The sequence below is a fragment of the Frankia sp. AgB1.9 genome (genome assembly GCF_016786355.1).
In the GTDB taxonomy this organism is placed as follows: domain Bacteria; phylum Actinomycetota; class Actinomycetes; order Frankiales; family Frankiaceae; genus Pseudofrankia.
The window spans coordinates 1-23,645 of the sequence record NZ_JADWYX010000096.1 but is presented as its reverse complement, the minus strand read 5'-3'; the positions used below and the strand labels follow the sequence as shown (position 1 = coordinate 23,645).

Sequence of the window (23,645 nt, the reverse complement as noted above, 5' to 3'; positions counted from 1 at the left end):
TCGGCCCTGTGTCTGCCTAGGCCCTGTGTCTGCCTAGGCCCTGTGTCTGCCTAGGCCCTGTGTCTGCCTAGAGCGGGCCTAGCTGCGCGTTCAGGTAGGTCGCGACCTTGTCGATAGCGATACGCTGCTGCGCCATCGAGTCACGCTCTCGGATTGTCACCGACTGGTCGTTGAGCGTGTCGAAGTCGACGGTGACGCAGTACGGTGTGCCGATCTCGTCCTGACGTCGGTAACGGCGCCCGATGGCCTGCGAGTCGTCGTACTCGACGTTCCAGTGCCTGCGCAGGTCGGCGGCCAGGTCACGGGCCACCGGCGAGAGATCCGCGTGACGCGACAGCGGCAGCACCGCCGCCTTCACCGGTGCCAGCCGAGGGTCGAGGCGCAGCACGATCCGCCGGTCCACGCCGCCCTTGGTGTTCGGCGCCTCGTCCTCGTCATAGGCGTCCAGCAGGAACGTGAGCGTCGCCCGGTCCACCCCGGCCGCCGGCTCGATGACGAACGGCGTGAACCGGGTGTTGGTTGCCTGGTCAAAGAACGACAGGTCGGCGCCCGAACCCTTCGAGTGCGCGGTCAGGTCGTAGTCGGTCCGATTCGCGATGCCTTCGAGCTCACCCCAGGGAAGGCCCGCGAAGTTGAACCGGTACTCGATGTCGACGGTGCGCTTCGAGTAATGGGAGAGCTTCTCCTTCGGGTGTTCGTAGTGGCGCAGGTTGTCCGGCTTGATGCCGTGCTCGGTGTACCACCTGGTGCGCTCGGTGATCCAGTAGTCATGCCACTGCTCGTCCTCACCCGGCGGCACGAAGAACTCCATCTCCATCTGCTCGAACTCGCGGGTCCGGAAGATGAAGTTGCCCGGGGTGATCTCGTTGCGGAACGACTTGCCGATCTGCCCGATGCCGAACGGCGGCTTGCGCCGGGCGGTGGACTGCACGTTCGCGTAGTTGATGAAGATGCCCTGCGCGGTCTCCGGCCGCAGGTAGGCCAGGCCGGACGGGTCCTCTACCGGGCCGAGGTAGGTCTTGAGCAGGCCGTTGAACATCTTTGGCTCGGTGAACGCGCCGCGGGTGCCGCAGTTGGTGCAGACGACCTCGGCCAGACCGGCCGGGGCACGGCCGTGCTTGGCCTCGAAGGCCTCCTCCAGGTGGTCCGCGCGGTAGCGCTTGTGGCAGTTCGTGCACTCCGTCAGCGGGTCGACGAACACCTCGACGTGCCCGGAGGTCTCCCAGACCTCACGGGCGAGGATGACGCACGAGTCGAGGCCGACCACGTCGTCGCGGCCCTGCACGACCGACTTCCACCAGGCCCGCTTGACGTTGTTCTTCAGCTCGACGCCGAGCGGCCCGTAGTCCCAGGAAGCCCGCAGACCGCCGTAGATCTCGCTGGACGGGAAGACGAACCCCCGCCGCTTGGCGAGGCTGACGATGGTGTCCATCAGGTCGGATGTGCCTGCCACGGACCTTGCTCCTTAGGAATCACGTCTCGGCGTCGAGGCGAGTAGGGCTTCCAGCCTACGGACTCCCAAGCCGCCGGCCGGCCCACGGCGACCCGCCCGCCACCGGGCGTTCGCCCTCGTCCCAACCAGGCTCGCGCGACGGCGGCCGGCATGATCACCGATTGCGCCCTCCGGTGGTCGTTGAAGGGACGCGGTTACGACCACCCGAGGGCCGAAGCCGCGATCACGCTTGTGGCTGCGGAGCGGGGCCATCCGTGCGAGGCGCCGTTCACGGTCCGGGGCGGAAGGTGGCGAAGATCTGCCGCATCTGGGCCTGCTGGCTGGTCCAGGCGTCCTGGGGCATGCGCCAGCGCAACGCGTAGCCGTGGCCGTTGCGGATGACGCCCAGGTCCAGGACGTGGATGGTGCGGCCGCCCGAGGTGAAGGTGAACTCGTAGACCGCGGCGTTCGCGCCGTCGCCCCCGTCGGCGGGGCGGATGGACAGCAGGTGGTAGCCCGGCGAAGTCGCCTGCACGCTTCCCTCCAAGGAACGCCAGGCGCCGATGGCGGACGATCCGGCCGCGGCCTGGGCCTCGACTAGAAGCTCCGGATAGCCACTCGCGGGCGCGAAGACGAGGCGGTCGGCGCCGCGTGGGGCGGTCGGCCAGTCGCTCGGTACCGCGACGGACCAACCGGACAGCCCGGAACGCGTGGTGGAACCCGTCGGCGGCTGCGCCGGGGCCGTACTGGTCGGGATGAGCGTGCCCAGGCTGGTGTCGTCGCTCTGGCCCGGCGCGGCGTCCGTCGCCGGGACGCCCGCGCTCGACGGGCCGGCGACGCTGGAAGCCGGGCCTGACGGGCTCGACGAGCCCGCTGGTGGCGTCGGCGTCCCAGAGCTGATCTGCCCGGAAGAGGCGATCGACGGCTTCGGCCCAGCCAGGGCGGCCGTGGGCGCTGGGCCGCCGTTGCCCGCGAGCGCCAGGCCCAGCGGCGTCCCCACCGCCGCGAGCGCGACCAGCGCCGCCGCCGCGATCAGCAGTGTCCGTCGGCGTGGGCGGCGTCGGTTGCCGGCGCGGGCGATCGGCGTGGTGCGGCTCCCGCCGACGCCCGCCGGTTCAGCGGCGGCTTCGAGGACGGAGGTCCCGTCGCCTTCACCCCGGCCGCCGAGGTCGGCGTCGCGGTCGGCTTCGGCTTCGGCTTCGGCTTCGAGGGTCGTGACCTCGTTGCGTTGCGCTGTGTCACCTGGTTCGGCAAGGCCGTCACGGTCGCTGAGGTCGCTCCAGTCACCGGCGTCACCGGCGCCCCCGGTGTCGACGCTTTCGTCGTCGGTGAGGCGCTCGGCGGTCTCGTCGGCCGTCAGGGCGCCGACCTCGCCTGCCTCCGGCAGGCCCACCGGGTCGCTGACGTCGACGTTCACGCCGCTCTCGGCGAGCTCGTCGGCCGCGAAGTCCTGGCCGGCCCCGTCCGCCGGCTCCAGACGGTGGCTGTCGGCGAGGAGCTCCAGCCACGGGTCCGGCCGGCCGGTCTCGTGGGGACGGGACGGGCGTCGAAGGGCGGCGGCCCGCCTACCACGCCCGCGCCGCCCGTTCACGGCGGGCGCGAGGCCGTCCAGGACCTCGTGCAGGTGACTCCGGATCTGGGAGAGCGACGGCCGCCGGCCAGGGTCGGCGTCCAGCATGCTGTCGATGACGTCACGCAGCGAGCCCGCGTGGATGAACGGGCGCCTGCGGTTCTCCACGACGGCGGCCAGGAGCGGCAGGAGCCCCTCGGCCTCGAACGGGGGCGCGCCTTCGACGGCGGTGAAGAGGGTCGCGCCCAGCCCCCACACATCGCTGGCGTACACGGCCCGCGCCCCTCGAACACGCTCAGGGGCGATGTACGCCGGCGAACCGACCAGCGTTCCCGCACCGGTCAGAGTCGAGTCGCCGCGGCTGACCGCGATGCCGAAGTCGGTCAGGCGCGACTGGCCGTCCGCGGTGACCAGGACGTTGCCCGGCTTGACGTCACGGTGCACGACGCCGGCGCGGTGCGCGGCCTCCAGCGCGTAGGCCAGGGTGACGCCGATGCGGGCGACCCGTTCAGGCGCCAGCCGCCCGAAGTCCCTGACCAGCTGGGACAGCGGGACTCCGTCGACGTACTCCATGACGATCCAGGAACGTCCCTCGGCCTGGACCACGTCGTAGACCGCCACCAGCCCCGGATGCCGCAGTCGAGCCGCCGCGCGCGCCTCACGCATCACCCGCTGCTCGGCCAGCTCGCGGGCGGCCGCCGACCCCATGGGCGGCAGCCGAATCTCCTTGATCGCGACTGGGCGGCGCAGCAGCAGGTCGGAGCCCTCGTGGACGGTTCCGCCACCGCCACCGCCGATCACCTTGCCCAGCCGGTAGCGACCGCCCAGGTGCCCGTCGGCTTCCGGTCCATCGGGGGCACGGAGGGTCGGCATCGCATGAACCCGCTTTCGGCGACCTTCTCGGGATTTGGCGGTTCACCTACCCGAAGCGACGGCGACAACACCCGGCGACCTCCGCCCGTTTCCGCCCGCCACCGGCCGACCGCCCCGCTTCCCGCCACCAGGCTCCTCGTCCAGCTCGGAAGCCCCCGCGCGATCGTCTCGCGCCCCGCCCCGGTCGCCCGGTGAACCGCCGCGACTCCCCCATACCCGTAGGAACGCGCCTCCGCCACGCCAGGAGATCAACACCGATCAGACAACAGAAGTTGTTTCATTACATGTTCGTAGGCCGCCTGTGGCCCGGGCGAACCGGAGTGGGGTCGAAATCGGCATTCCGCGGGACTGGTCTTGGAGAAAATACGTTTGGGGCACCACGGACGACATCAGTGGCAACCTGGCCGGTCCGGCCCGAGTTTCTTTCCAGACGGAAGCTCCCTTCTTCCGAAAGAGCACCGATAGCCAGGATGATCACACCGGCGAGAACGGTGAACGTCACCACGCACACAGCCAGCACCATGGCGATGGGATCTGCGCCGGTCATCGGTGCGGTGACGTCCATGCGTTCGACCCGGACGGCTGTCATCGCGGTGTAGTGCATCCCGCACACCGCGACGGTCATAACCGTCGAGGCAAGCAGGACATGGGTCCTGCTACGCACACGGAAGGCGATGACGAGCGCGGCGAGCGCGGCTCCGACAGCGATTCCGACCGACAGGACCACTCTTCCCGGGTCGTAGGTGACCCTGGAGCCCGTTCGCATCGCCGCCATGCCGGTGTAGTGCATCAACGCGATTCCGAGGCCCGCCGTGACCCCGCCGACCGCGATGCGGCCGAGGCTGCGCGGGTCGGTGGCCACTATGCTAATTCCCAGCGCCGACGCCGCGACCGCGACCACGAGTGACAGCGCAGTCAGCGGCACATTGTAAACAATTTCCATGTCACCGAGGTGATAGGCGGTCATCGCGACGAAATGCATCGACCAGATCGCGCCGCCGCCGAGGCTGACCGAGGCCGCCGAGATCCACTGCCGTCTGCGCCGGCCGGAGCTCAGCGGAATCCTGATGGCACTCACCAGCGCGGCAAAACAGCCAAGGAAGGACAGCGCAACCGAGATTACCACTGACAAAATGTCATAGCTTGCGGATTGGTATGTCATCCATCCGTCCCATTGATCCTTTTCCGCCCCGCCGGGATCGATCGAGATTTCCGCGGGCCTGAGGCGACTTCGAAAAGGCTCGGTACCTGATAGCGGCCTCACCCCGCGGCGGGGCAAGCTGCTGCCGAGCCCGTTCCCCACCGCCAGGAACGGGCGAGCAGTCGGCCCCGCCGGGGGCGGGCCGCGTCCTGCGGGCCGCGCGTGCCGTGTCTAGCTCCCGTGACCGCAGGCCAGCTGCCGAAGAAAATCGGAGTTGTCGTAGTAGTTGTGCACCTCGATGATCCGGAGATCATCGGATACGCGAGCCACCGTGGCCCCGAACATCTCGATCCGTTCGCCGGTCGGGTTCATACCTTTGTACGGCCCGCTGAAAGTTCCCCAGTGGCGCCACTTGAAAGTGATCGTGGGCGGCGGCGAATACACTTCGAGGACTTCCCAGAAGAATCCGCCCGGGAATGCGTCATGGAAGATCTCATGAGAGGACTCGAAGGTCTCGCTGCTGGCCGAGTAGTACGGACTCTCGCCGATGAGGACGTTGTAGCTCCCGCGCTCCGCCAGCTCGGCGCTTCCGACGGCCCGGCCGCCGTTCACACTCACCTGCAGCTGATCGGTGACCATGCTGACCCACTGCGCGGGATCCTTCTTGTGGGACAGTTCCATCTCGAACACCTGGACGACTCGCTCCACTATGTCGGCGAGTGAGCCAGCAGGATGATGCACGGTCCTTTCCGACGGCATGGTCTGGTGGGACAGGTGATAGTCGGGTGGGGCGCCGTCCCGCCAGACGACGCCCGCCGAGTCCGCGATTACCGCTTCCCTCCCGCGAACGTGCGGCGGCTCGCTCGCGAGTCCGTCCTTGCTCATGAGCTCGTTCTCCTTCTCGGTTGAACGAAGAATACGGTCCGCAAATTGCGGTCAGGACCAGGTCACGGCGCGGCCCGCGTCTCTCGAACACGGCAGCAAAAAACGTGGCAGGACCAGGACCGCACGGTTGTCGGCGCCCGCACGCGCCATCAAGAGATCGAGAGCGCCTGTTCGGCGGTGGACACCACTGAACGGCTTCCCGGCCCTAAGAAGACCGGGAAGACCGATGCGCGCCGCCGAACGTCACACTTGCCGCCCCGGCGAGCCTGGGCGCGGCTCATACGCGTGGAGCGACCGACCTATGACGTTCGGCGAAGCATGGTGACATTAGAGCACCAAAGTGGTGGTACTAGCAACTCTTCTCGCGACGCTATGTAACTTTGCGTAACAGAATCAGCCTTCGCAGGGTGATCATTTGGCCTCATCGACGCCTGACGTGCGCATCCCTAAAACGCATAGTGACGAGGGATCGATCTCCGAGATCAGCGAATGACACTGTCCAACGGACCAGCGGCCGACGTCGTCCCGCGAACGGGGGTATCCCCGGGCCAGCGGACACGACCGGCCAGCGGACGGCCGGCCAGTGGACGCGGCCGGCGAGCGGTCAGACCGTGTCGAGGTCGAGGTACTCGGCGAGCCAGCCGCGCAGGCGCTCGCCGTCGACCAGCTCCAGGCGGTTCTTCGCGGCGAACTCGACCGAGGACGGGCCGAACCCCGAGGTCGTGACGAGAATGCCCTTGATCGCGTCCCGGTCGGCGACCGTACCGGCGAGCTCACGGACGTAGTGCGCGCCGACGGTCCGCCGGTAGCGCTTCACCGAGATGACGATCAGCCCGGACCCCAGTGGGTCGTCCGAGTAGACCTCGACGTCGACGCCGCCGTCGCCCGACCGGCCGACCCGGCGCGTGTCGTAGCCCATCTTGGTCATCAGGTTGGCGACCAGCTGCTCGAAGTCGTACGGGTCCATTTCCAGGAGGTCCAGCGGCGCCCGTCGCGCCGCCCGGGCGACGGGCTCGACCCGCAGGTGCCGGGTTCCCCCGGCAGCCCCGTGGCCGCCGTCGCCGGTCCGGGGCTCGGCGGATCTCGTCCGAGCCTCTCTCGGACCCGTCGGGCTCTCGTTGGGTGCGTCAGTCGGCCGTCGCCAGACCGGCCAGGCGCCGGTCGGCGAGTCGACGATCTCGGTCGGAGCATCGGACAGGTCGGCGGCGCGGACGGCCCAGGGGGCGGCCGGGTACGGCAGGGTCGGCGGGAGGGGACCCGGCTGCGAGCGGGGGTGCGTCCGCGGCTGGGGATGCGCTGGCGGGAGGGGCCGCGTGGGCGCGAGGGGGCGGGGCGACGGGACCGGCACCTCGGGCAGCGTCGGCGCGACGGCTGGGGTGTCGGCCTCGGTGGGGTCCCGCTCGACGTGCACGCCGTGCTCGGTGAGCAGGGCGACCGTTCCGGCGGTCCAGCCCTGCGAGACGGCGCGCACCTTCCAGCGGCCGTCACGCCGGTACAGCTCGACGAGCACGACGCAGCGCTCGCCGCCGTCGGCCTCGACCCGGTGGCTCACCGCCCAGGCACCGTCGTCGTCCGGGCCGTCCCAGGCCGACTCGCCGGCCTCCTGGACCTCGACCCGTGTCGCGGGGTCGTCGGCCAGGGCGCCGGGCCAGTCGTCGGCCAAGCCGGCGGCGACCACGATCGTCTCGACCTCGTCAGGCACCTCGTCCAGGGCGATCCGCACGCATCGCTCGCTGACCAGCCACAGGCAGCCGTCCGCCGAGCGTCGCTGGTTGTAGAAGACCAGGTCACCGTCGTCACGGACCCGGCGCCGCCCGGTCAGCTCCAGGGCGAACAGGTCGACGGACCCCGCCGGCAGCTCCGACGTGAGCGACACCCGCGCGACCGGAACCCGCACCGGCGCGTTCGCGCCCTTCGCCAGCTCCACCCGACTCCCCAGTCGCCGCACCACCACAGTCCCCAGGCCACCACGGTCCCCGGACCACCACCGCCGCAGAGTCACGGCCGCACAGCCATCGCCGGATCGAGGCGACCAACTCCGCCCAGACCGATCTTATTGAGTCATACCTGGTGGCGATGGATCTGGCTCATTGCCGACCACCAGGCGGAACTGGCATCGGTCACGCGTCGGCAACCCGCTCCAGGCCCGAAAGGGCATCCGGCCCGTGGTGGTCACGGGCCGGACGCGGCGCCAGGTCGATCAGTGGCCGGGGGTCGCGGTGGCGGCGTCGGGGGCCAGGGCCGACTCATGGCGACGGACGGCGTCGCCAGGGCCGTCCCGGTCGACGAGGATCTCGAAGGCGCCCGGGGCGTCGAGCGCCCAGCCGAGCAGCGGCGTGAGCAGCTGACGGAGCTCGAAGCCACCGAGCGCGCGCCGCCACGCTCCCGGCCCGTCCCACTCGGTCACCAGGACCCAGGCCTCGGGGTCGTCGACGGCGCGGACCAGCCGGCCACCCCGGAAGCCGCGCGCGCTGGCGAGCGCGGCGAGCGAGCCGTCCGCGCCCACGGCGAACTCGGCCGCGGCGACGTCCGGCACCTGGAAGCGCACCATCGCCAGCACGGGAGCCGCCGGCACGGCCTGAAAACCTTCGGGGACCGCCAAGGGCGCGGTCGGGTCGGTCACGCGGCTACGCTCGCGCGATGACGCCGCCGTAGCGGCGGTCGCGGCGGGCGTACTCCTCGCACGCGGCCCACAGGTCGCGCCGGTCGAAGTCCGGCCAGAGCGTGTCGACGAACGCGAACTCCGCGTAGGCGGCCTGCCAGAGCAGGAAGTTCGACAGCCGCTGCTCACCGGACGTGCGGATCAGCAGGTCCACGTCGGGCATGTCCGGCTCGTCGAGGTAGCGGGCGACAGTCCGCTCGTCGATCTTGTCGGGCTTCAGCAGGCCATCCTTGACGTCCTTGGCCATCGCGGCGGCGGCGTCGGCGATCTCGGCCCGGCCGCCGTAGTTGATGCACATCGCCAGCGTGATCCGGTCGTTGTTCTTGGTGCGCTCCTCGGCCTTCTCCAGCCGGCGGATGACGCTGTTCCACAGGCGGGGCCGGCGCCCGGCCCAGCGGACGTTCACGCCCAGGGAGTCCATGTCGTCGATCCGCCGGCCGAACACGCCGTCGACGAAGCGCATCAGGAAGGCCACCTCGTCGGGCGCGCGCTTCCAGTTCTCGGTCGAGAACGCGTACACCGAGATCCAGCGGATGCCGAGCTCGATGGCGCCCTCGACACAGTCGAACAGCGCGTCCTCGCCCGCTTCGTGGCCCTTCGTGCGCGGCAGTCCGCGCAGCGTCGCCCACCGGCCGTTGCCGTCCATCACGATGGCGACGTGCTGGGGCACCAGTTCCGCCGGAATCGTCGGGGGGCGTGCCCCGGACGGGTGCGGATGCGGGTCCCGGTGCGGCCTAACTCCGCCATCCTGCAGGCTCACCGGTAGTCCACCTCCCCGCTGCTCCGGCGCGACGCCGACGCGCATTGCCTCTCCCATGTTCGTGCCTGGTTCCTGTCTCTTCACGTCCGGGTGCCCGCCAGAACGCGGACCGGGCGCCGGCTGTCACGCCCGCTCAAGGTGTGGCAGCGCCCGAAGCCCCCGTTCCAGGTGCCACTGCAGGTACGCGGCGACGATGCCGGCCGCTTCCCGCCTGGTGCGCACATCGGTAGCCTCCGCCTCGGCCCAGTCGCCGTGCAGCAGATCAGCCAGCAGCTGGACGGCGGTGACCGACACCGACGCCGCGCCGTGCGGTCGACACCGCGGGCAGACTACGCCTCCACCGGCGACCGACACCGACGGGTGGGGCCCCGGCTCCCCGCAGCGCGCGCAGTCGTCCAGCGCCATCGCGTACCCGCTGACCGCGAGCGCGCGCAGCAGGAAGGCATCCATCACCAGGCCAGGCGGGTGCTCGCCGGACGCCAGGGTACGCAGCCCGCCGACGAGCAGCAGGAAAAGCCGCAGCGCCGGCTCGCGCTCCTCGCTGGTCAGCCGCTCGGCGGTCTCCAGCATCACCGCGGCGGCCGTGTGCCGGGCGTAGTCGGTCGCCAGGACCGCGCCGTAGGAGCCGAGCAGGTCGGCCTGCGTGACGGTGTCCAGCGAGCGGCCCTGGTGCAGCTGCAGGTCGACGTACATCGCCGGCTCCAGCCGGGCGCCGAACCGCGACGACGTGCGGCGCACCCCTTTCGCCACGGCCCGTACCCGCCCGTTGCGCCGGGTGAAGAGCGTGACGATCCGGTCGGCCTCACCGAGCGGCATCGTGCGCAGCACGACCCCCTCATCGCGGTAGACCGGCATGCACCCATGGTCGCACGCACCAGCGACACGCCGCGCGGCCAGCCTTGTCAGGCCACCCGCGCGGGTCGCCCGCGGGGGTCAGAAGCCGAGGCGACGCAGCTGCTTGGGGTCGCGCTGCCAGTCCTTGGCGACCTTGACGTGCAGATCGAGGAAGACCGGTGTGCCCAACAGCGCCTCGATCTGGGCCCGGGCCTTGGTCCCGACGTCCTTGAGCCGGGAGCCGCCGGCACCGATCACGATCGCCTTCTGGCTGGGCCGCTCGACGAACACGTTGACGTGCACGTCGAGCAACGGCCGTTCCGCCGGGCGGTCCTCGCGGGGCAGCATCTCCTCGACGACCACGGCGAGCGAGTGCGGCAGCTCGTCGCGCACGCCCTCCAGCGCCGCCTCCCGGACCAGCTCGGCGACCATCACCCGCTCCGGCTCGTCGGTCAGCTCGCCGTCCAGGTACAGCGGCGGGCCCAGCGGCAGCCGCGCCACCAGCAGGTCCGCCAGGATGTCCAGCTGGTGGCCGGCGGCGCGGACCCGGTCGTCGCCCGCTGTCCGGTCGTCCCCCCGCACCGGCACAGGCACGGCGTTCACCGGCACGATCTCGGCGAAGTCGGCGAGCTGGGAGAGCTCCAGAAGTCGGGCGCCGATCCGCTCCGGGTCCTTGACCAGGTCGGTCTTGGTCAGGATCGCGATCACCGGGGTCCGCCCCGGCAGCCGGGACAGCTCCTCGGCGATGTACCGGTCGCCACGGCCGACCGGTTCGTCGGCCGGCGCGCAGAAGCCGACGACGTCGACCGAGGACAGGGTCGCGCGGACCACGTCGTTGAGCCGCTCACCGAGCAGCGTGCGGGGCCGGTGCAGACCCGGGGTGTCGACGAGCACCAGCTGCGCGTCCGGCCGGTGCACGATGCCGCGCACGGCGTGCCGGGTGGTCTGCGGTCGACCACTGGTGATCGCGATCTTCGTCCCGACCAGGGCGTTGGTCAGCGTCGACTTGCCGGCGTTCGGCCGCCCGACGAAGCAGGCGAACCCGGACCGGAACGTGGCCGGTTGGTCCGGGTCGGCTCCCGAGCGCTCGGGAGCGCCCGGGGCCGGTGCCTGCGTGGGGTGTCGTGCCATGTCAGACCACCGTCCGGTTGCGGGGAACGCCGTCGGGGCCGGCGAGGAAGACGGGGACGCCTGGGCCGAACTCGGCCAGCACCGCGAGGTCGTCGGCCGCCGGCGCGGCGTCCTCGGTGACCACGGCGGCTGCCTCGAACCGGCGGGCGCCGCTGGCGGCGGCCGCCACCACGGCGGCGCGCAGCGCTCCGGTCACGAGCTCGGGGCTGGTGTGCCCGACGGTCGCGGCGGCGTAGGTCCGCCCGTCGGTGTCGCGGACGGCCGCGCCCTCGGCCCGCTCCCCGTGCGGGGTGTAGGCCCGCAGCCGGGCGGAGCGGGCAAGCACGACCAGCTTCAGGTCCTCGGCGGCCAGCTCGCCGGTCACCGGCTCGCCGCGCCGCGCCTCGGGGTCCGGTCCCCCGGCGTCCCGTCGCTCAGCGGCCAGCTGGATCTCGTTGGCCTCGCTGCCCATCGCGCTCCTCACCCTTCTGACTGCCGCCGCGGCTGGCCTCGCCTCTGCCGGCGGACCTGCCGGTCTCGCCCCGCCCCGCGTCGCGGCGCGGATCGGCCTCGTCGGCGAACAGGTCACCCGTGTCGCCGTCGGTGGCCGACCCGGTGCCGATGCGGTGCACGACGACGGTACCTATCTGGTTGCGCCGGCCGGCCGCCCGTTCGGCGGTCAGCGACAGCCCGCCGACCGAGGCGGTCGCGCCGGGGATCGGGACCCGTCCGAGCGCGCTGGCCAGCAGCCCGCCGACGGTCTCGACGCCGTCGGCGCCCGGCAGGTCGTCCTCGCTGACGCCGAACAGCTCCGCGAGGTCCTCGACCTCCAGCCGCGCGGTCACCCGGGCGGTCTCGTCGTCCAGCCACTCGACCCGCGGTACCGCGGTGTCGTACTCGTCGACGATCTCGCCGACGATCTCCTCGAGAATGTCCTCGATCGTCACCAGACCGGCGGTGCCACCGTACTCGTCGATGACGACGGCCATGTGGGTGCGCGACGCCTGCATCTCGCGGAGCAGGTCGTCGGCGGGCTTGCTCTCCGGCACCAGGACCGGCGGGCGCATCACCGACTCGACCGACCCGTCACCACCGCCCTCGCGCTCGCGGCCGACCAGGTCCTTGAGGAAGACGATGCCGACGACGTCGTCGACGCTCTCCCCGACGACCGGGATGCGCGAGAAGCCGCCCCGCAGAGCGAGCGAGATCGCCGCGTCGACGGTCTTGGTCGACTCGATGAAGACCATGTCCGGCCGGGGCACCATCACCTCGCGGACCAGGGTGTCGCCGAGCTCGAAGACCGACGCGATCATGTCGCGTTCCTCCGGCTCGATGACCTCGTTCTCCTCCGCGAGGTCGACCAGGTCGCGCAGCTCGGCCTCGGAGGCGAACGGGCCGTCCCGGTAGCCCTTGCCCGGGGTGACCGCGTTGCCCAGGGCGATCAGCAGCCGGGGCAACGGCCCGAGCAGCCGGGCGAGGCTGACGGTCAGGCCAGCGCCGGCCAGCGCGACCGACGGCGCGTGCTGGCGCCCGAGCGTCCGGAACATCACCCCGACGAGCACATAGGCGACGAGCGTCGCGATCGCCGCGCCGAGGAAGACCGAGGCGAAACCGGTCCCGTACGCGTGCGCGGCGACGATCGTGATGCAGGCCGCCGCGACCATCTCGCCCATGATCCGCAGCAGCAGCAACAACGCCAGGTAGCGACCGGGGTCGGCGACCACGATCGCCAGCCGGCGCGCACCCGGCCGGCCCTGGCGGACGAACTCCTCGACGGTGACCCGGGAGACCCGGGTCAGCGCGGCGTCGACCCCGCCGAGCGCGGCGGCCACCAGCGAGGCCGCCACAGCCAACAGGATGAGCGGCGTATCTCCAGACCCCATTACGACGTCCCGTTACCGGCGGCTCAGCCGGCGCTGGCCGGGCCGGCCACCGCGCCAGCCGAACCGGAGCCAGCCCCGCCCGCGCCAGCCGAGCCCGCGCCGGCCTCGAGGGCGACGGCGGCCTCCCAGCGGGTCAACAGGTCCTCCTGCAGGCGGAACATCTCGCGCTCCTCCGCCTGCTCGGCGTGGTCGTAGCCGAGCAGGTGCAGGATGCCGTGGGTGCACAGCAGGTGCAGCTCGCGCTGGGCGGTGTGCCCCGCGGTGACGGCCTGCTTGCGGGCGACCTCGGGGCACAGCACGACGTCGCCGAGCAGCGTGGCCGGGTCGTTGTCGGCCGAGTCGGCGTAGCTCGACTCGAACGCCTCGTCCTGCGGGAACGCCAGCACGTCGGTCGGGCCGTCCTCGCCCATGTAGCGCACGTGCAGGTCCGTCATGGCCGCCGTCTCGACGATCATGATGGACAACTCGGCGAGCGGGTTCACCTTCATCGCGTCCAGCACGAAGCGGGCCAGCCCGGCCAGCGTCACCTCGTCGACGTCGGACTCGCCCGTCTCGTTGGCGATGAACACGGACATCAGGATCTCCCTGCCTGCGGGCTGGCCGTGGTCGCCGCGCGGGCCGTCACCGTCGGTCCCGGCGCGCGGGCCGGGCGGCGGCCGGGCGCGGCGCGCCGGGGCCGGTCGTGGGCGTGGCGCCGTCGATCGCGTCCCAGCGCGAGTACGCGTCGACGATCTCGCTGACGAGCCGGTGGCGGACCACGTCGGTGCTGGTCAGGTTCGCGAAGTGCACGTCCTCGATCCCGTCGAGGATCTCGCGGACGACACGCAGGCCACTGCGGGTGCCGGACGGCAGGTCCACCTGGGTGATGTCGCCGGTGACGACGATCTTCGCGCCGAAGCCGAGCCGGGTCAGGAACATCTTCATCTGCTCGGCCGAGGTGTTCTGCGCCTCGTCGAGGATGATGAAGGCGTCGTTGAGCGTCCGGCCACGCATATAGGCCAGCGGGGCAACCTCGATGGTGCCGCTCTGGATCAGCCTGGGAATCGAGTCCGGGTCGACCATGTCGTGCAGCGCGTCGTACAGCGGGCGCAGGTACGGGTCGATCTTCTCGAACAGGGTGCCCGGCAGGAAGCCGAGCCGCTCCCCCGCCTCGACGGCCGGCCGGGTCAGGATGATCCGGGTGACCTTCTTGGCCTGCAGGTACTGCACCGCCTTGGCCATCGCCAGGTACGTCTTGCCGGTGCCCGCCGGGCCGATGCCGAACACGATCGTGTGCGTGTCGATCGCGTCGACGTAGTGCTTCTGGTTCAGCGTCTTCGGCCGGATCGTCCGGCCGCGGCCGGCCAGGCTGTTGTGGGTGCGCACCTCGGCGGGCCGCTCGGTGCCGCCGCCGCGCAGCATGGCGAGGGAATGCTCGATGTGCTGGGCGGTCAGCACGGTCCCGGCGTCCAGCAGCGCGGTCAGCTCGGTGAACAGCCGGACGGCCAGGTCGTTCTCGGCCGGCTCCCCGGTGATCGTGATCTCGTTGCCCCGGACGTGGATGTCGGACCGAAGGGCCTGCTCGATGGCCCGGAGCAGCTCGTCCTGGTGGCCGAGCAGGCTGACCATGTTGTGCGGGCCGGGCACCACGAAACGGGTGACCGTCGGCGCGGCCGGGGCGGTGATGGCGCGCGGGGCGCCACCCTGGGCAGTGGCGGCGCCATGGGGCGTGGCGGATTCGGGCATGAGGACGGCCGTGGGTGGGCCGGGACACCTCTCGTCGATAAAAGGGCGAAATCTTCAGCGGCGGTCCGCGCGCACCCGATGTCCGAGAGCTCGAACTCCGAAAACCCGAACTCCGAGAACTCGCACTCCCGAAGCTCCGGCTCCAGAAGCTCGCACTCCAGAAGTTCGAACTCCGAGATTCGGTACGCGGTATGCCACACGAACTACCAGGTTCAGTCTAGCCGTCCCACCGGCCGGTGGCCGCGAGCAGCACGGCAGCCGCCGCGACGCCGGCCGTCGAGGTGCGCAGCACGGTCGGGCCCAGCCGCACGGCGACCGCGCCCGCCTTCCCAAAACCGGCGAGCTCCTCGTCCGAGATCCCGCCCTCGGGACCGACCACCAGCACGATCTCCCCTGCCGGCGGCCAGTCGCTCGCCCGGCCCGCCGGCAGGCCGGCCAGCGGCTCGGCGGCGCTCTCGTGCAGGACCAGCCCCAGCCCGGCGGCCGCGAGCCGGTCGCGCACGGCCGCGGTGCCGGCCAGCTCGCCGACGACCGGCCAGCGCGCCCGGCGGGCCTGCTTCGCCGCCTCGGCCGCGCTCGCCACCCAGCGGCCGCGGGAACGCGCGCCGCGTTCGCCGTCCCAGCGGACCACGCTGCGCGCCGCCGACCACGGCACGATCTCGTCGACGCCCACCTCGGTCAGCATCTCGACCGCGAGCTCGCCGCGGTCGCCCTTCGCCAGCGCCTGCACGACGACGAGACGCGGCACCGGCGCGGGGGTGGTGGCCCGATCCAGCACCCGGCAGTCCAGTTCGTCGCGGCGCACCGCGGCGACCTCGCAGCGCAGCGCGTGCCCGGCCCCGTCGGTGACGTCGAGACGCTCGCCCACCCGCAGCCGGCGCACGGTCGCCGCGTGGCGCCCTTCGGGCCCGGCGAGCGTGAACACGTCGACGGCGGGCAGCGGCGCCAGGTGGAAGACCGGGGTCGTCACCACCGGCGGCGCACTACTTCTTCCGGCCGCCGCGGCGGCGGCTGAACAGGCCGGAGGTCGCGGCGGTGGCGGTGACGACCGCCGGCGCCTCCTCGTCACGCAGCCGGGCCAGCTCACGCAGCAGCCGCTCCTGCTCGGCGTCGAGCTTCGTCGGCGTCTCCACCGAGACGTGGATGTGCAGGTGGCCGCGGCCGACGGCGCGCAGGTGCGGCACGCCCCGGCCGGCGAGCCGGATCACCTCGGCCGGCTGGGTGCCCGGCTTGACCGTGATCGTCTCGGTGCCGTCGAGCGTGTCGAGCGTGGCCGTGGTGCCCAGCGACGCGGCGGTCATCGGCAGCCGCAGGTCGCAGTGCAGGTCGTCGCCCTCGCGGCTGAAGATCGGGTGCGCCTTCTCGGAGACCTCGACGTACAGGTCACCGGCGGGACCGCCGCCGGGCCCGACCTCACCCTCGCCGGACAGCCGGATGCGCATCCCGTCCTCGATGCCGGCCGGGATCTTGACGGTCAGGGTGCGCCGCTTGCGGACCCGGCCGTCGCCCGCGCACTCCCGGCACGGGTGCTCGATCACGGTTCCGGTGCCCTGGCAGCGGGTGCACGGCCGTGAGGTCACCATCTGGCCGAGGAACGACCGGGTGACCTGCTGGATCTCACCCCGCCCGCTGCAGGTCGGGCAGGTGCTCGGGGACGTTCCGGGAGACGCGCCCGAGCCGGTGCACAGATCGCAGACGACGGCCGTGTCGACCGTGATGTCCCGGTTGGCGCCGAAGGCCGTCTCGGCGAGGTCCAGCTCGATGCGCAGCAGCGCGTCGTTGCCCCGCCGGACCCGGGAACGTGGCCCGCGGCTCGCTCCACCGCCGAAAAAGGCGTCCATGATGTCGCCGAGGCCGCCGAAGCCGCCGCCGAACGGCGAGCCACCCCCGCCGCCGCCCGGCGCGAGCGGGTCGCCGCCGAGGTCGACGATCTGGCGCTTCTCCGGGTCGGAGAGCACCTCGTAGGCCGCCGTCACGGTCTTGAACCGCTGCTGCGCCTCCGGGTCAGGGTTGATGTCGGGGTGCAGCTCCCGGGCGAGCTTGCGGTAGGCCCGCTTGATCTCGTCTCCGGTCGCCTCGCGGCCGACGCCGAGCACGGCGTAGTAGTCCACTGCCATTTAGAAGTCCACTGCCATTCGGAAGCCCACTGCCCTCAGCTGACCTGGTCGTGGCTGGCGGCCGTCATTCGGCGCCCAGCACTTCACCCACGTAGTTGGCGACGGCCCACACGGCTGACATCGTTCCCGGATAGTCCATCCGCTTGGGGCCGACCACCCCCATGCCGCCCAGTGCGGCCGCGCCTCGGCCGTAGCCGGTCGCGACGACCGCGGTGGACCGCAGCGCGTCGACGTCCGTCTCGCGACCAATGCGCACGGTCACGGTACCTGGCTCCCGCGCCCATCCGATGAGCTTGAGGAGCACCACCTGCTCCTCCAGCGCCTCGAGGACCAGCCGCAGCGAGTCGGAGAAGTCCAGCGCCGAGCGGGTCAGGTTCGCGGTGCCGGCGAGCATGATCCGCTCTTCCTGCCGCTCGACCAGCGTCTCGATCAGGACCGTCGCGAGCGCCGTGAGCTGGGTGCGCAGCCCGGGGCCGGCCTCCTCGGGAAGCGAGGCCGCCGCGGCGGCCGCGTCCGAGAGTCGGCGGCCACCGAGCGCGCGGTTGAGGATCATCCGAAGCTCGGCCACGGTGTCCTCGTCGACCGGCTCACCGACGTCGACGATCCGCTGCTCGACCCGCGCGGCGTCGGTGATCATCACGATGAGCAGCCGGCCGGCGCTGATCTGGACGACCTCGATGTGCCGGACCCGGCTGGAGGTCAGCGACGGGTACTGGACGACGGCGACCTGCCGGGTCAGCTGGGCGAGCAGCCGGACCGAGCGGCGCACCACGTCGTCGAGGTCGAGCGCGCCTTCGAGGAAGTTCTGGATGGCCCGCCGCTCCGCCCGGGACAGCGGCTTGACCCCGGACAGCCGGTCGACGAACAGCCGGTAGCCCTTGTCCGTCGGAATGCGACCGGCGCTGGTGTGCGGCTGGGTGATGAAGCCGTCCTCTTCCAGCGCGGCCATGTCGTTACGGACCGTGGCTGGTGAGACCCCGAGCGCGTGCCGCTCGGCCAGCGCCTTCGAGCCGACCGGCTCGTTGCTGGTCACGAAGTCCTCGACGATCGCCCGCAGCACTTCCAGGCGGCGTTCCTCCAACACGTCACGCACCCCCTCGGCGACCACGCGGCCGTGCCTGTCGGGGCCGGCGCCCAGCGGACCAGCCTGGCACACCTGGCCACGGCCGCCGGCGGAATCCCTCCGGCCGTGACGGCCCAGAGCGCAGGATCCTCAACGCGCCTCCTCCACCGCCGGACGATGGCCGCCAGCCCGCCGCCACGTCACGGTGTCCGTACCGGGCGTGACGCGCTTCGGGGATGGCGAGATCGGTCCAGCCTGGCACTCCGCAGCCGTGAGTGCCAAGTCTAGCGCCCTCCCCCATCGATCTGCCTCGTCATCACCCGATCCCGGTCAGAGGTCGGGCAGGAGGGCGCGGACCACAGTATCGGTGAGGAGACGGCCGTCGCGGGTCAGTTTGATCCGACCGCCGGCCAGGGCCGCGCGGTCCAGCAGACCGGTGGCCGTCAGCTCTGCGAGGGAGGACCGGCCTGCCTCGGTGAGCTCGGCCACCGGCAGGCCGTCGGACATCCGGACTGCGAGCATCACCCGCTCCACATAGCGGGCCTCGGTGTCGACGATCTCGCGGGCCTGCGCCGGGCTGCGCCCGGAGCGCAGCCGCTCGGTGTACTCGGTCGGATGGCGCACGTTCCACCAGCGGACCCCGCCCAGGTGGCTGTGCGCGCCCGGACCGACCCCCCACCAGGTGTCGCCCCGCCAGTAGCCCAGATTGTGCCGGCACCAGGCGTCGGGGCCGCTGGCCCAGTTGCTGACCTCGTAGTTGGCCAGCCCCGCGGCGGTGAGCATCTCGTCGGCCTGGACGTAGCGGTCGGCGAGCAGGTCGTCGTCGGGCTCCAGCAACTCGCCCCGGCGCACCCGGCGAAACAGCCGGGTGCCGTCCTCGATGGTGAGCGCGTAGGCGCTGACATGGTCGGGGGCGAGCTCGATCGCGGCGGCCAGGCTCGCCGCCCAGTCCCGGTCCGACTCCCCCGGCGCGCCGTAGATCAGGTCGACGCTGACCTGCTCGAACCCGGCCTTGCGGGCCCAGCAGACCACGTCGGGCAGCCGGCCGGGGGTGTGCCGCCGGTCGAGTGTGGCCAGCACGTGCGGGCGGGCGCTCTGCATCCCGAACGAGATCCGGGTGAACCCGGCGGCCCGGAGCTGTTCGAGCGCGACCGCGTCGACGGACTCCGGGTTGGCCTCGGTGGTCACCTCGGCACCGGGGCGCAGGCCGAAGGTGTCGTCCACGGCGGCGAGCAGGGCGCCGAGGTCCGCGGGCGGGAGCAGCGTCGGCGTCCCCCCGCCGAAGAACACCGTGTCCACCGGCGGGGTCCCGTCGCCGAGGACCCGCGCGGCGAGCCCCAGCTCGGCGATGGCCGTCGTGGCGAAGCTCGCCGCGCTCGCGCCGCCCCCGAGCTCGGCGGCCGTGTAGGTGTTGAAGTCGCAGTACCCGCACCGGGTCGCGCAGTAGGGCACGTGAATGTAGATGCCGAACGCGCGCTGAGGAAGCTCGACGAGGGCCGCGGCGGGCAGCCCGCCGTCGGAAGGCGGGGCCTCGCCCTCGGGTGGCTTGGGGGACATGTACTCCAGTGTGCGCCCGTCGCGTACCGACACGACGACGCACAGTTCGGCGGATCTCGCCACCGCGAACGGGGACGACGCCCGGACCACGGACCAGCGGCCCGACGGGACCCCACCCGCTTGCCGGGCGCCGGTGACACCGGCGGCCCGTTGGGCGGCCGACCCGGAGCGGTTGGATTCGCGGCTGGCGACGGGTTGGCGTGTCGTGGTGGCCATGTCGCCGTCAGTACGAAAAGATCGGACATATGGACGACGACGTCGCGGATCTGCTTACAGCGGACGATTTCCTGATTCAGGCGGCCCTCCTCAAGGAGGGGCTCGCGCTGCTCCCGCCGCGGACGACCGAGTACCGGTCCGGCACCGTCCGCTACCCGTGGAACGAGCGTGAGGAGCCGGCCACCCAGCCCATTCCCGTCAACCACCCGCAGCTCCCGGGTCCCGCGACCAGCACCCAGGGCTGAGGGCGGGACACCCCACCCACCGAAGGCATACGAAAAGCCGGAACGTCTTGGAACGTTCCGGCTTTCGCGCTTTCTGGCTACGGGCCGACCCGTCATCGGGGACGCCACCTGCGTGGCCACCCCCGCGAGGGGGCTACCGCGTGACCACCCAAGGGGGCGGCGAACGCGGCAGCCGCCTGCTACGCAGTCAGGTCAGCGTGCTGCTTCGCCATGGCCGACTTCTTGTTGGCGGCCTGGTTGGCGTGGATGACGCCCTTGCTGACGGCCTTGTCGAGCTTCCTCGACGCGGCCTGCAGCGACGTGGCGGCGGCCTCGACGTCACCAGCGTTGGCGGCCTCGCGGAAGCGGCGCACGAGGGTCTTCAGCTCGGACTTCACAGCCTTGTTGCGCAGTCGAGCGCGCTCGTTGGTCAGGTTGCGCTTGATCTGCGACTTGATGTTGGCCACGCGGGAGAACCTCATCGTCGAGTTGGGGACTAGATCGTCAGTCTGGGTGCCGCACCCTGGGGTGCCTGGCCCACGGGCGCCGAGCTTGCCGGGTTCGTCACCCCGCACCTGTCATACACAGGCTCGTCGTTCGCGGACCGCCAACCGCGGGTCGTCACGCGGGGACCCGATGCGGCAAGAGCTAACCCTACATTACCTATAGCGAACGGCGGACCGTGGCCGGCGCTGCTGGGCCCGGCGATCCTAGCCGACCCGCCGCGAGCGAGGTCTCGCGCGGCGCGCGGAGCTGGCTCGCCGGGAATGCTGGCACGATGGAGGGCAGGTTCGCGTCCGCGGACCCCGTTCCCACGAATGTGACCCTCGAGAAACGAGACCTGCCCGCGTGTCCCCAGCCGTCGAGGCGCCCGGTGCCGACCAGGCGTTGATCCGCAACTTCTGCATCATCGCGCACATCGACCACGGCAAGTCGACGCTCGCCGACCGCATGCTCGGTGTGACGGGCGTCGTCGACGCCCGCAACATGCGCGCGCAGTACCTCGACCGGATGGACATCGAGCGCGAGCGCGGGATCACGATCAAGGCGCAGAACGTCCGGCTGCCGTGGAAGGCCGACGACGGCCGGGAGTACGTTCTGCACCTGATCGACACCCCCGGGCACGTCGACTTCACCTACGAGGTGAGCCGGTCGCTGGCCGCCTGCGAGGGCGCGATCCTGCTGGTCGACGCCGCGCAGGGCATCGAGGCGCAGACGCTGGCGAACCTGTACCTGGCGATCGAGAACGACCTGACGATCATCCCGGTGCTCAACAAGATCGACCTGCCGGCGGCGCAGCCGGAGAAGGTCTCCGAGGAGATCGCGCAGATCATCGGGTGCGACCCGTCGGACGTGCTGCGGGTCTCCGGCAAGACCGGGGTCGGCGTCCCCGAGCTCCTCAACGAGGTCTGCCGCCGCATCCCGCCGCCGTCGGGCGACCCGGACGCCCCCGTCCGGGCCATGATCTTCGACAGCGTCTACGACATCTACCGCGGCGTCATCACCTACGTCCGGGTCATCGACGGCTCGCTGAGCACCCGTGACCGCTGCCTGATGATGTCCACCGGCGCCAGCCACGAGACTCTCGAGGTCGGCGTCATCTCGCCGGACCCGGTGCCGCGGCCCTCGCTGTCGGCCGGCGAGGTCGGCTACGTCATCCCAGGAGTCAAGGACGTCCGCCAGGCCAGGGTCGGCGACACGATGACCTCGGCGCGTCGCCCCGCGACCGAGGCGCTCGGCGGCTACCGCGACCCCCTCCCGATGGTCTACTCCGGCCTCTATCCGATGGACGGCTCCGACTACCCGGCCCTGCGCGAGGCGCTCGACAAGCTGCAGCTCAACGACGCGGCGCTCACCTACGAGCCGGAGACCTCGGCGGCGCTCGGGTTCGGTTTCCGCTGCGGCTTCCTCGGCCTGCTGCACCTGGAGATCGTCCGCGAGCGCCTGGAGCGCGAGTTCGGCCTGACGCTGATCTCCACCGCCCCGAACGTCGTCTACCGGGTCGTCATGGAGGACACCTCCGAGCACACCGTCACCAACCCCAGCGACTGGCCCGGCGGCAAGATCTCCGAGGTCTACGAGCCGGTGGTCGACGCGATGGTGCTGCTGCCGACCGACTTCGTCGGCGCCGTCATGGAGCTGTGCCAGTCGCGCCGGGGCGTGCTCAAGGGGATGGACTACCTGTCCACCGACCGGGTCGAGCTGAAGTACACGATGCCGCTCGGCGAGATCATCTTCGACTTCTTCGACGCGCTGAAGTCACGCACCCGCGGCTACGCCAGCCTCGACTACGACCCCGCCGGTGAGTCGCTCTCGGACCTGGTGAAGGTCGACATCCTGCTCCAGGGCGAGGCGGTCGACGCTTTCTCCGCGATCGTCCACCGCGACAAGGCCTACGCCTACGGCGTCTCGATGACGGGCAAGCTGCGCGAGCTGATCCCCCGCCAGCAGTTCGAGGTGCCGATCCAGGCGGCCATCGGCAGCCGGATCATCGCCCGGGAGAACATCCGGGCGATCCGCAAGGACGTCCTCGCCAAGTGCTACGGCGGTGACATCACCCGTAAGCGCAAGCTGCTGGAGAAGCAGAAGGAGGGCAAGAAGCGGATGAAGACCATCGGGCGGGTCGAGGTCCCGCAGGAGGCCTTCATCGCCGCCCTCTCCAACGACGCCTCCAAGAGCAACCGCCCCGGCTAGCCGATCTCCACTAGGTCTGCCCGGCGGCTGAGCCTGCCCGGCGGCCGAAGCTGCCCGGCGGCCGAGACTGCCCGCCGACTGAGCCTGCCCGTCGGCCGAAGCTGCCCGCCGGCCGAGACTGCCCATCGGGCCGCCCGTCGGGCTTGATCGCCGTTTCGGCCCTCTGGTGGCTACGAAGCAGCTCCGGTTACGACCACCGGAGGGCCAAAACAACGATCATGGCGACTCCGGAACCGGGCGAGCCTCGTCGGAGGCGGCGCCAGCCGATCTCCGCCGTCGTGTCGCGGGCCTCGCTGCCAAGCGGCCGCAAGGCGTCCCGGTTTGGGCGCTACTCGAGCGGAGGGCTGGGGCGGGTGATGCGGTCGAGGGTCTCCAGGTAGGTGACGGCCAGGGCGACGCTGGCCGGAAGCGCCAGCAGGACCCAGGCGCTGGTGAGGTCCGACAGGGCGAGCAGGACCGTGAGCACCGCCGTGGCGGTGAACAGGAGACCGCGCATCCACCCTGCGGGCAGGATGCGAAAGCCGAAACCAGCCCGTTCCTCCTCAAGCTCCAGCACCTCGCTCGGCCCGTGATCGGACCTAGGCCCGTGATCGAGCCTGGGCGCGACGTCGGACCTGGGCCCCTGATCGAGGCTGGGCGCGTGGTCGGACCACGGAGCGTGATCCAGCCTCGGCCCGCGGTCGGACCCGGCCCCACGATCGGACCCGGCCCCACGATCGGACCCGGGCCCACGATCGGACCCAGCCCCACGATCGGAACCGGGCCCACGGTCGGACGCGGGCGTGCTGTCGGGGCGGGGCGCGCCGTCGGGGCGGGGCCCGGGGGGGGGGGGGGGGGGGGGGGGGGGGGGCCCGCCCCCCCCGCGGGGGGGGGGGGGGGGGGGGCGGGGGGGGGGCGCG

The 23,645-nt window shown here is 71.5% G+C and carries 21 protein-coding genes; 2 read left to right on the top strand and 19 right to left on the bottom strand.

Translation table 11 applies throughout. The features are described from left to right. Positions 1-67: 67 nt before the first annotated feature. The 17 genes from I6A60_RS29860 to hemW all read right to left on the bottom strand — a co-directional run bounded on the left by I6A60_RS29860 (position 68) and on the right by hemW (position 19,612). Entirely contained in the window at positions 68-1,432 is a 1,365-nt protein-coding gene (locus tag I6A60_RS29860) for a glycine--tRNA ligase (protein WP_203012311.1), read from the bottom strand. A gap of 289 nt (positions 1,433-1,721) precedes the next feature. Then, positions 1,722-3,875, bottom strand: coding sequence for a serine/threonine-protein kinase (locus tag I6A60_RS29855; protein WP_203012296.1), 2,154 nt, complete (start codon positions 3,873-3,875; stop codon positions 1,722-1,724). A 280-nt stretch (positions 3,876-4,155) separates the two neighbouring features. Beyond that, positions 4,156-5,037: an MHYT domain-containing protein gene (locus tag I6A60_RS29850; protein WP_203012295.1), complete on the bottom strand. Its 882-nt coding sequence runs from the start codon at positions 5,035-5,037 to the stop codon at positions 4,156-4,158. A gap of 210 nt (positions 5,038-5,247) precedes the next feature. After that, positions 5,248-5,901: an ester cyclase gene (locus I6A60_RS29845; protein WP_203012294.1), complete on the bottom strand. Its 654-nt coding sequence runs from the start codon at positions 5,899-5,901 to the stop codon at positions 5,248-5,250. A 604-nt stretch (positions 5,902-6,505) separates the two neighbouring features. Then, on the bottom strand, positions 6,506-7,828 hold the full coding sequence (locus tag I6A60_RS29840) for a restriction endonuclease (RefSeq protein ID WP_203012293.1): 1,323 nt from the start codon (positions 7,826-7,828) through the stop codon (positions 6,506-6,508). Between the two features lie 273 nt (positions 7,829-8,101). Next, complete coding sequence (locus tag I6A60_RS29835) at positions 8,102-8,524, bottom strand: antibiotic biosynthesis monooxygenase family protein (protein ID WP_307873935.1); 423 nt, start codon at positions 8,522-8,524, stop codon at positions 8,102-8,104. Between the two features lie 4 nt (positions 8,525-8,528). Beyond that, positions 8,529-9,323 carry an isoprenyl transferase gene (locus I6A60_RS29830; RefSeq protein WP_203012292.1) on the bottom strand — a complete coding sequence of 265 codons (795 nt, stop codon included), beginning with the start codon at positions 9,321-9,323 and terminating at the stop codon, positions 8,529-8,531. A 123-nt stretch (positions 9,324-9,446) separates the two neighbouring features. After that, entirely contained in the window at positions 9,447-10,178 is a 732-nt protein-coding gene (recO, locus tag I6A60_RS29825) for a DNA repair protein RecO (RefSeq protein WP_203012291.1), read from the bottom strand. 78 nt (positions 10,179-10,256) lie between these two features. After that, a complete protein-coding gene (locus I6A60_RS29820; protein WP_203012290.1) occupies positions 10,257-11,288 on the bottom strand; it encodes a GTPase Era in 1,032 nt (343 codons plus the stop codon). Position 11,289: 1 nt separating this feature from the next. Further along, positions 11,290-11,739 (bottom strand): cytidine deaminase, encoded by a 450-nt coding sequence (locus tag I6A60_RS29815; protein WP_238436530.1) that lies wholly within the window; start codon positions 11,737-11,739, stop codon positions 11,290-11,292. Continuing rightward, complete coding sequence (locus I6A60_RS29810; protein ID WP_203012289.1) at positions 11,702-13,150, bottom strand: hemolysin family protein; 1,449 nt, start codon at positions 13,148-13,150, stop codon at positions 11,702-11,704. Before I6A60_RS29810 ends, I6A60_RS29815 begins: the two co-directional genes overlap by 38 nt. 23 nt (positions 13,151-13,173) lie before the next feature. Then, positions 13,174-13,725, bottom strand: a complete 552-nt coding sequence (gene ybeY, locus I6A60_RS29805) for an rRNA maturation RNase YbeY (protein WP_203012288.1) — start codon at positions 13,723-13,725, stop codon at positions 13,174-13,176. Positions 13,726-13,771: 46 nt separating this feature from the next. Continuing rightward, a complete protein-coding gene (locus I6A60_RS29800; RefSeq protein ID WP_255552070.1) occupies positions 13,772-14,875 on the bottom strand; it encodes a PhoH family protein in 1,104 nt (367 codons plus the stop codon). Between the two features lie 217 nt (positions 14,876-15,092). Next, complete coding sequence (locus tag I6A60_RS29795) at positions 15,093-15,848, bottom strand: 16S rRNA (uracil(1498)-N(3))-methyltransferase (protein WP_203022606.1); 756 nt, start codon at positions 15,846-15,848, stop codon at positions 15,093-15,095. 10 nt (positions 15,849-15,858) lie between these two features. Continuing rightward, complete coding sequence (dnaJ, locus tag I6A60_RS29790; RefSeq protein WP_013423357.1) at positions 15,859-16,992, bottom strand: molecular chaperone DnaJ; 1,134 nt, start codon at positions 16,990-16,992, stop codon at positions 15,859-15,861. Positions 16,993-17,056: 64 nt separating this feature from the next. After that, positions 17,057-18,076, bottom strand: a complete 1,020-nt coding sequence (hrcA, locus tag I6A60_RS29785) for a heat-inducible transcriptional repressor HrcA (protein WP_203022611.1) — start codon at positions 18,074-18,076, stop codon at positions 17,057-17,059. Between the two features lie 309 nt (positions 18,077-18,385). Next, on the bottom strand, positions 18,386-19,612 hold the full coding sequence (gene hemW / locus I6A60_RS29780; RefSeq protein ID WP_203022610.1) for a radical SAM family heme chaperone HemW: 1,227 nt from the start codon (positions 19,610-19,612) through the stop codon (positions 18,386-18,388). Positions 19,613-19,857: 245 nt separating this feature from the next. Between hemW and I6A60_RS29775 the strand changes: the two genes are divergently transcribed. Continuing rightward, on the top strand, positions 19,858-20,073 hold the full coding sequence (locus I6A60_RS29775) for a hypothetical protein (RefSeq protein ID WP_203022605.1): 216 nt from the start codon (positions 19,858-19,860) through the stop codon (positions 20,071-20,073). Between the two features lie 179 nt (positions 20,074-20,252). On the opposite strand, the gene rpsT is transcribed toward I6A60_RS29775, so the two are convergent. Then, positions 20,253-20,519 carry a 30S ribosomal protein S20 gene (gene rpsT, locus I6A60_RS29770; RefSeq protein WP_203022604.1) on the bottom strand — a complete coding sequence of 89 codons (267 nt, stop codon included), beginning with the start codon at positions 20,517-20,519 and terminating at the stop codon, positions 20,253-20,255. A gap of 382 nt (positions 20,520-20,901) precedes the next feature. On the opposite strand from rpsT, the gene lepA reads away from it, so the two are divergent. Beyond that, positions 20,902-22,746: a translation elongation factor 4 gene (gene lepA, locus I6A60_RS29765; protein WP_203022603.1), complete on the top strand. Its 1,845-nt coding sequence runs from the start codon at positions 20,902-20,904 to the stop codon at positions 22,744-22,746. Between the two features lie 328 nt (positions 22,747-23,074). Here the strand turns inward: lepA and I6A60_RS29760 are convergent, their stop codons facing one another. After that, positions 23,075-23,302, bottom strand: a complete 228-nt coding sequence (locus tag I6A60_RS29760) for a hypothetical protein (protein WP_203022602.1) — start codon at positions 23,300-23,302, stop codon at positions 23,075-23,077. Positions 23,303-23,645: the final 343 nt, after the last annotated feature.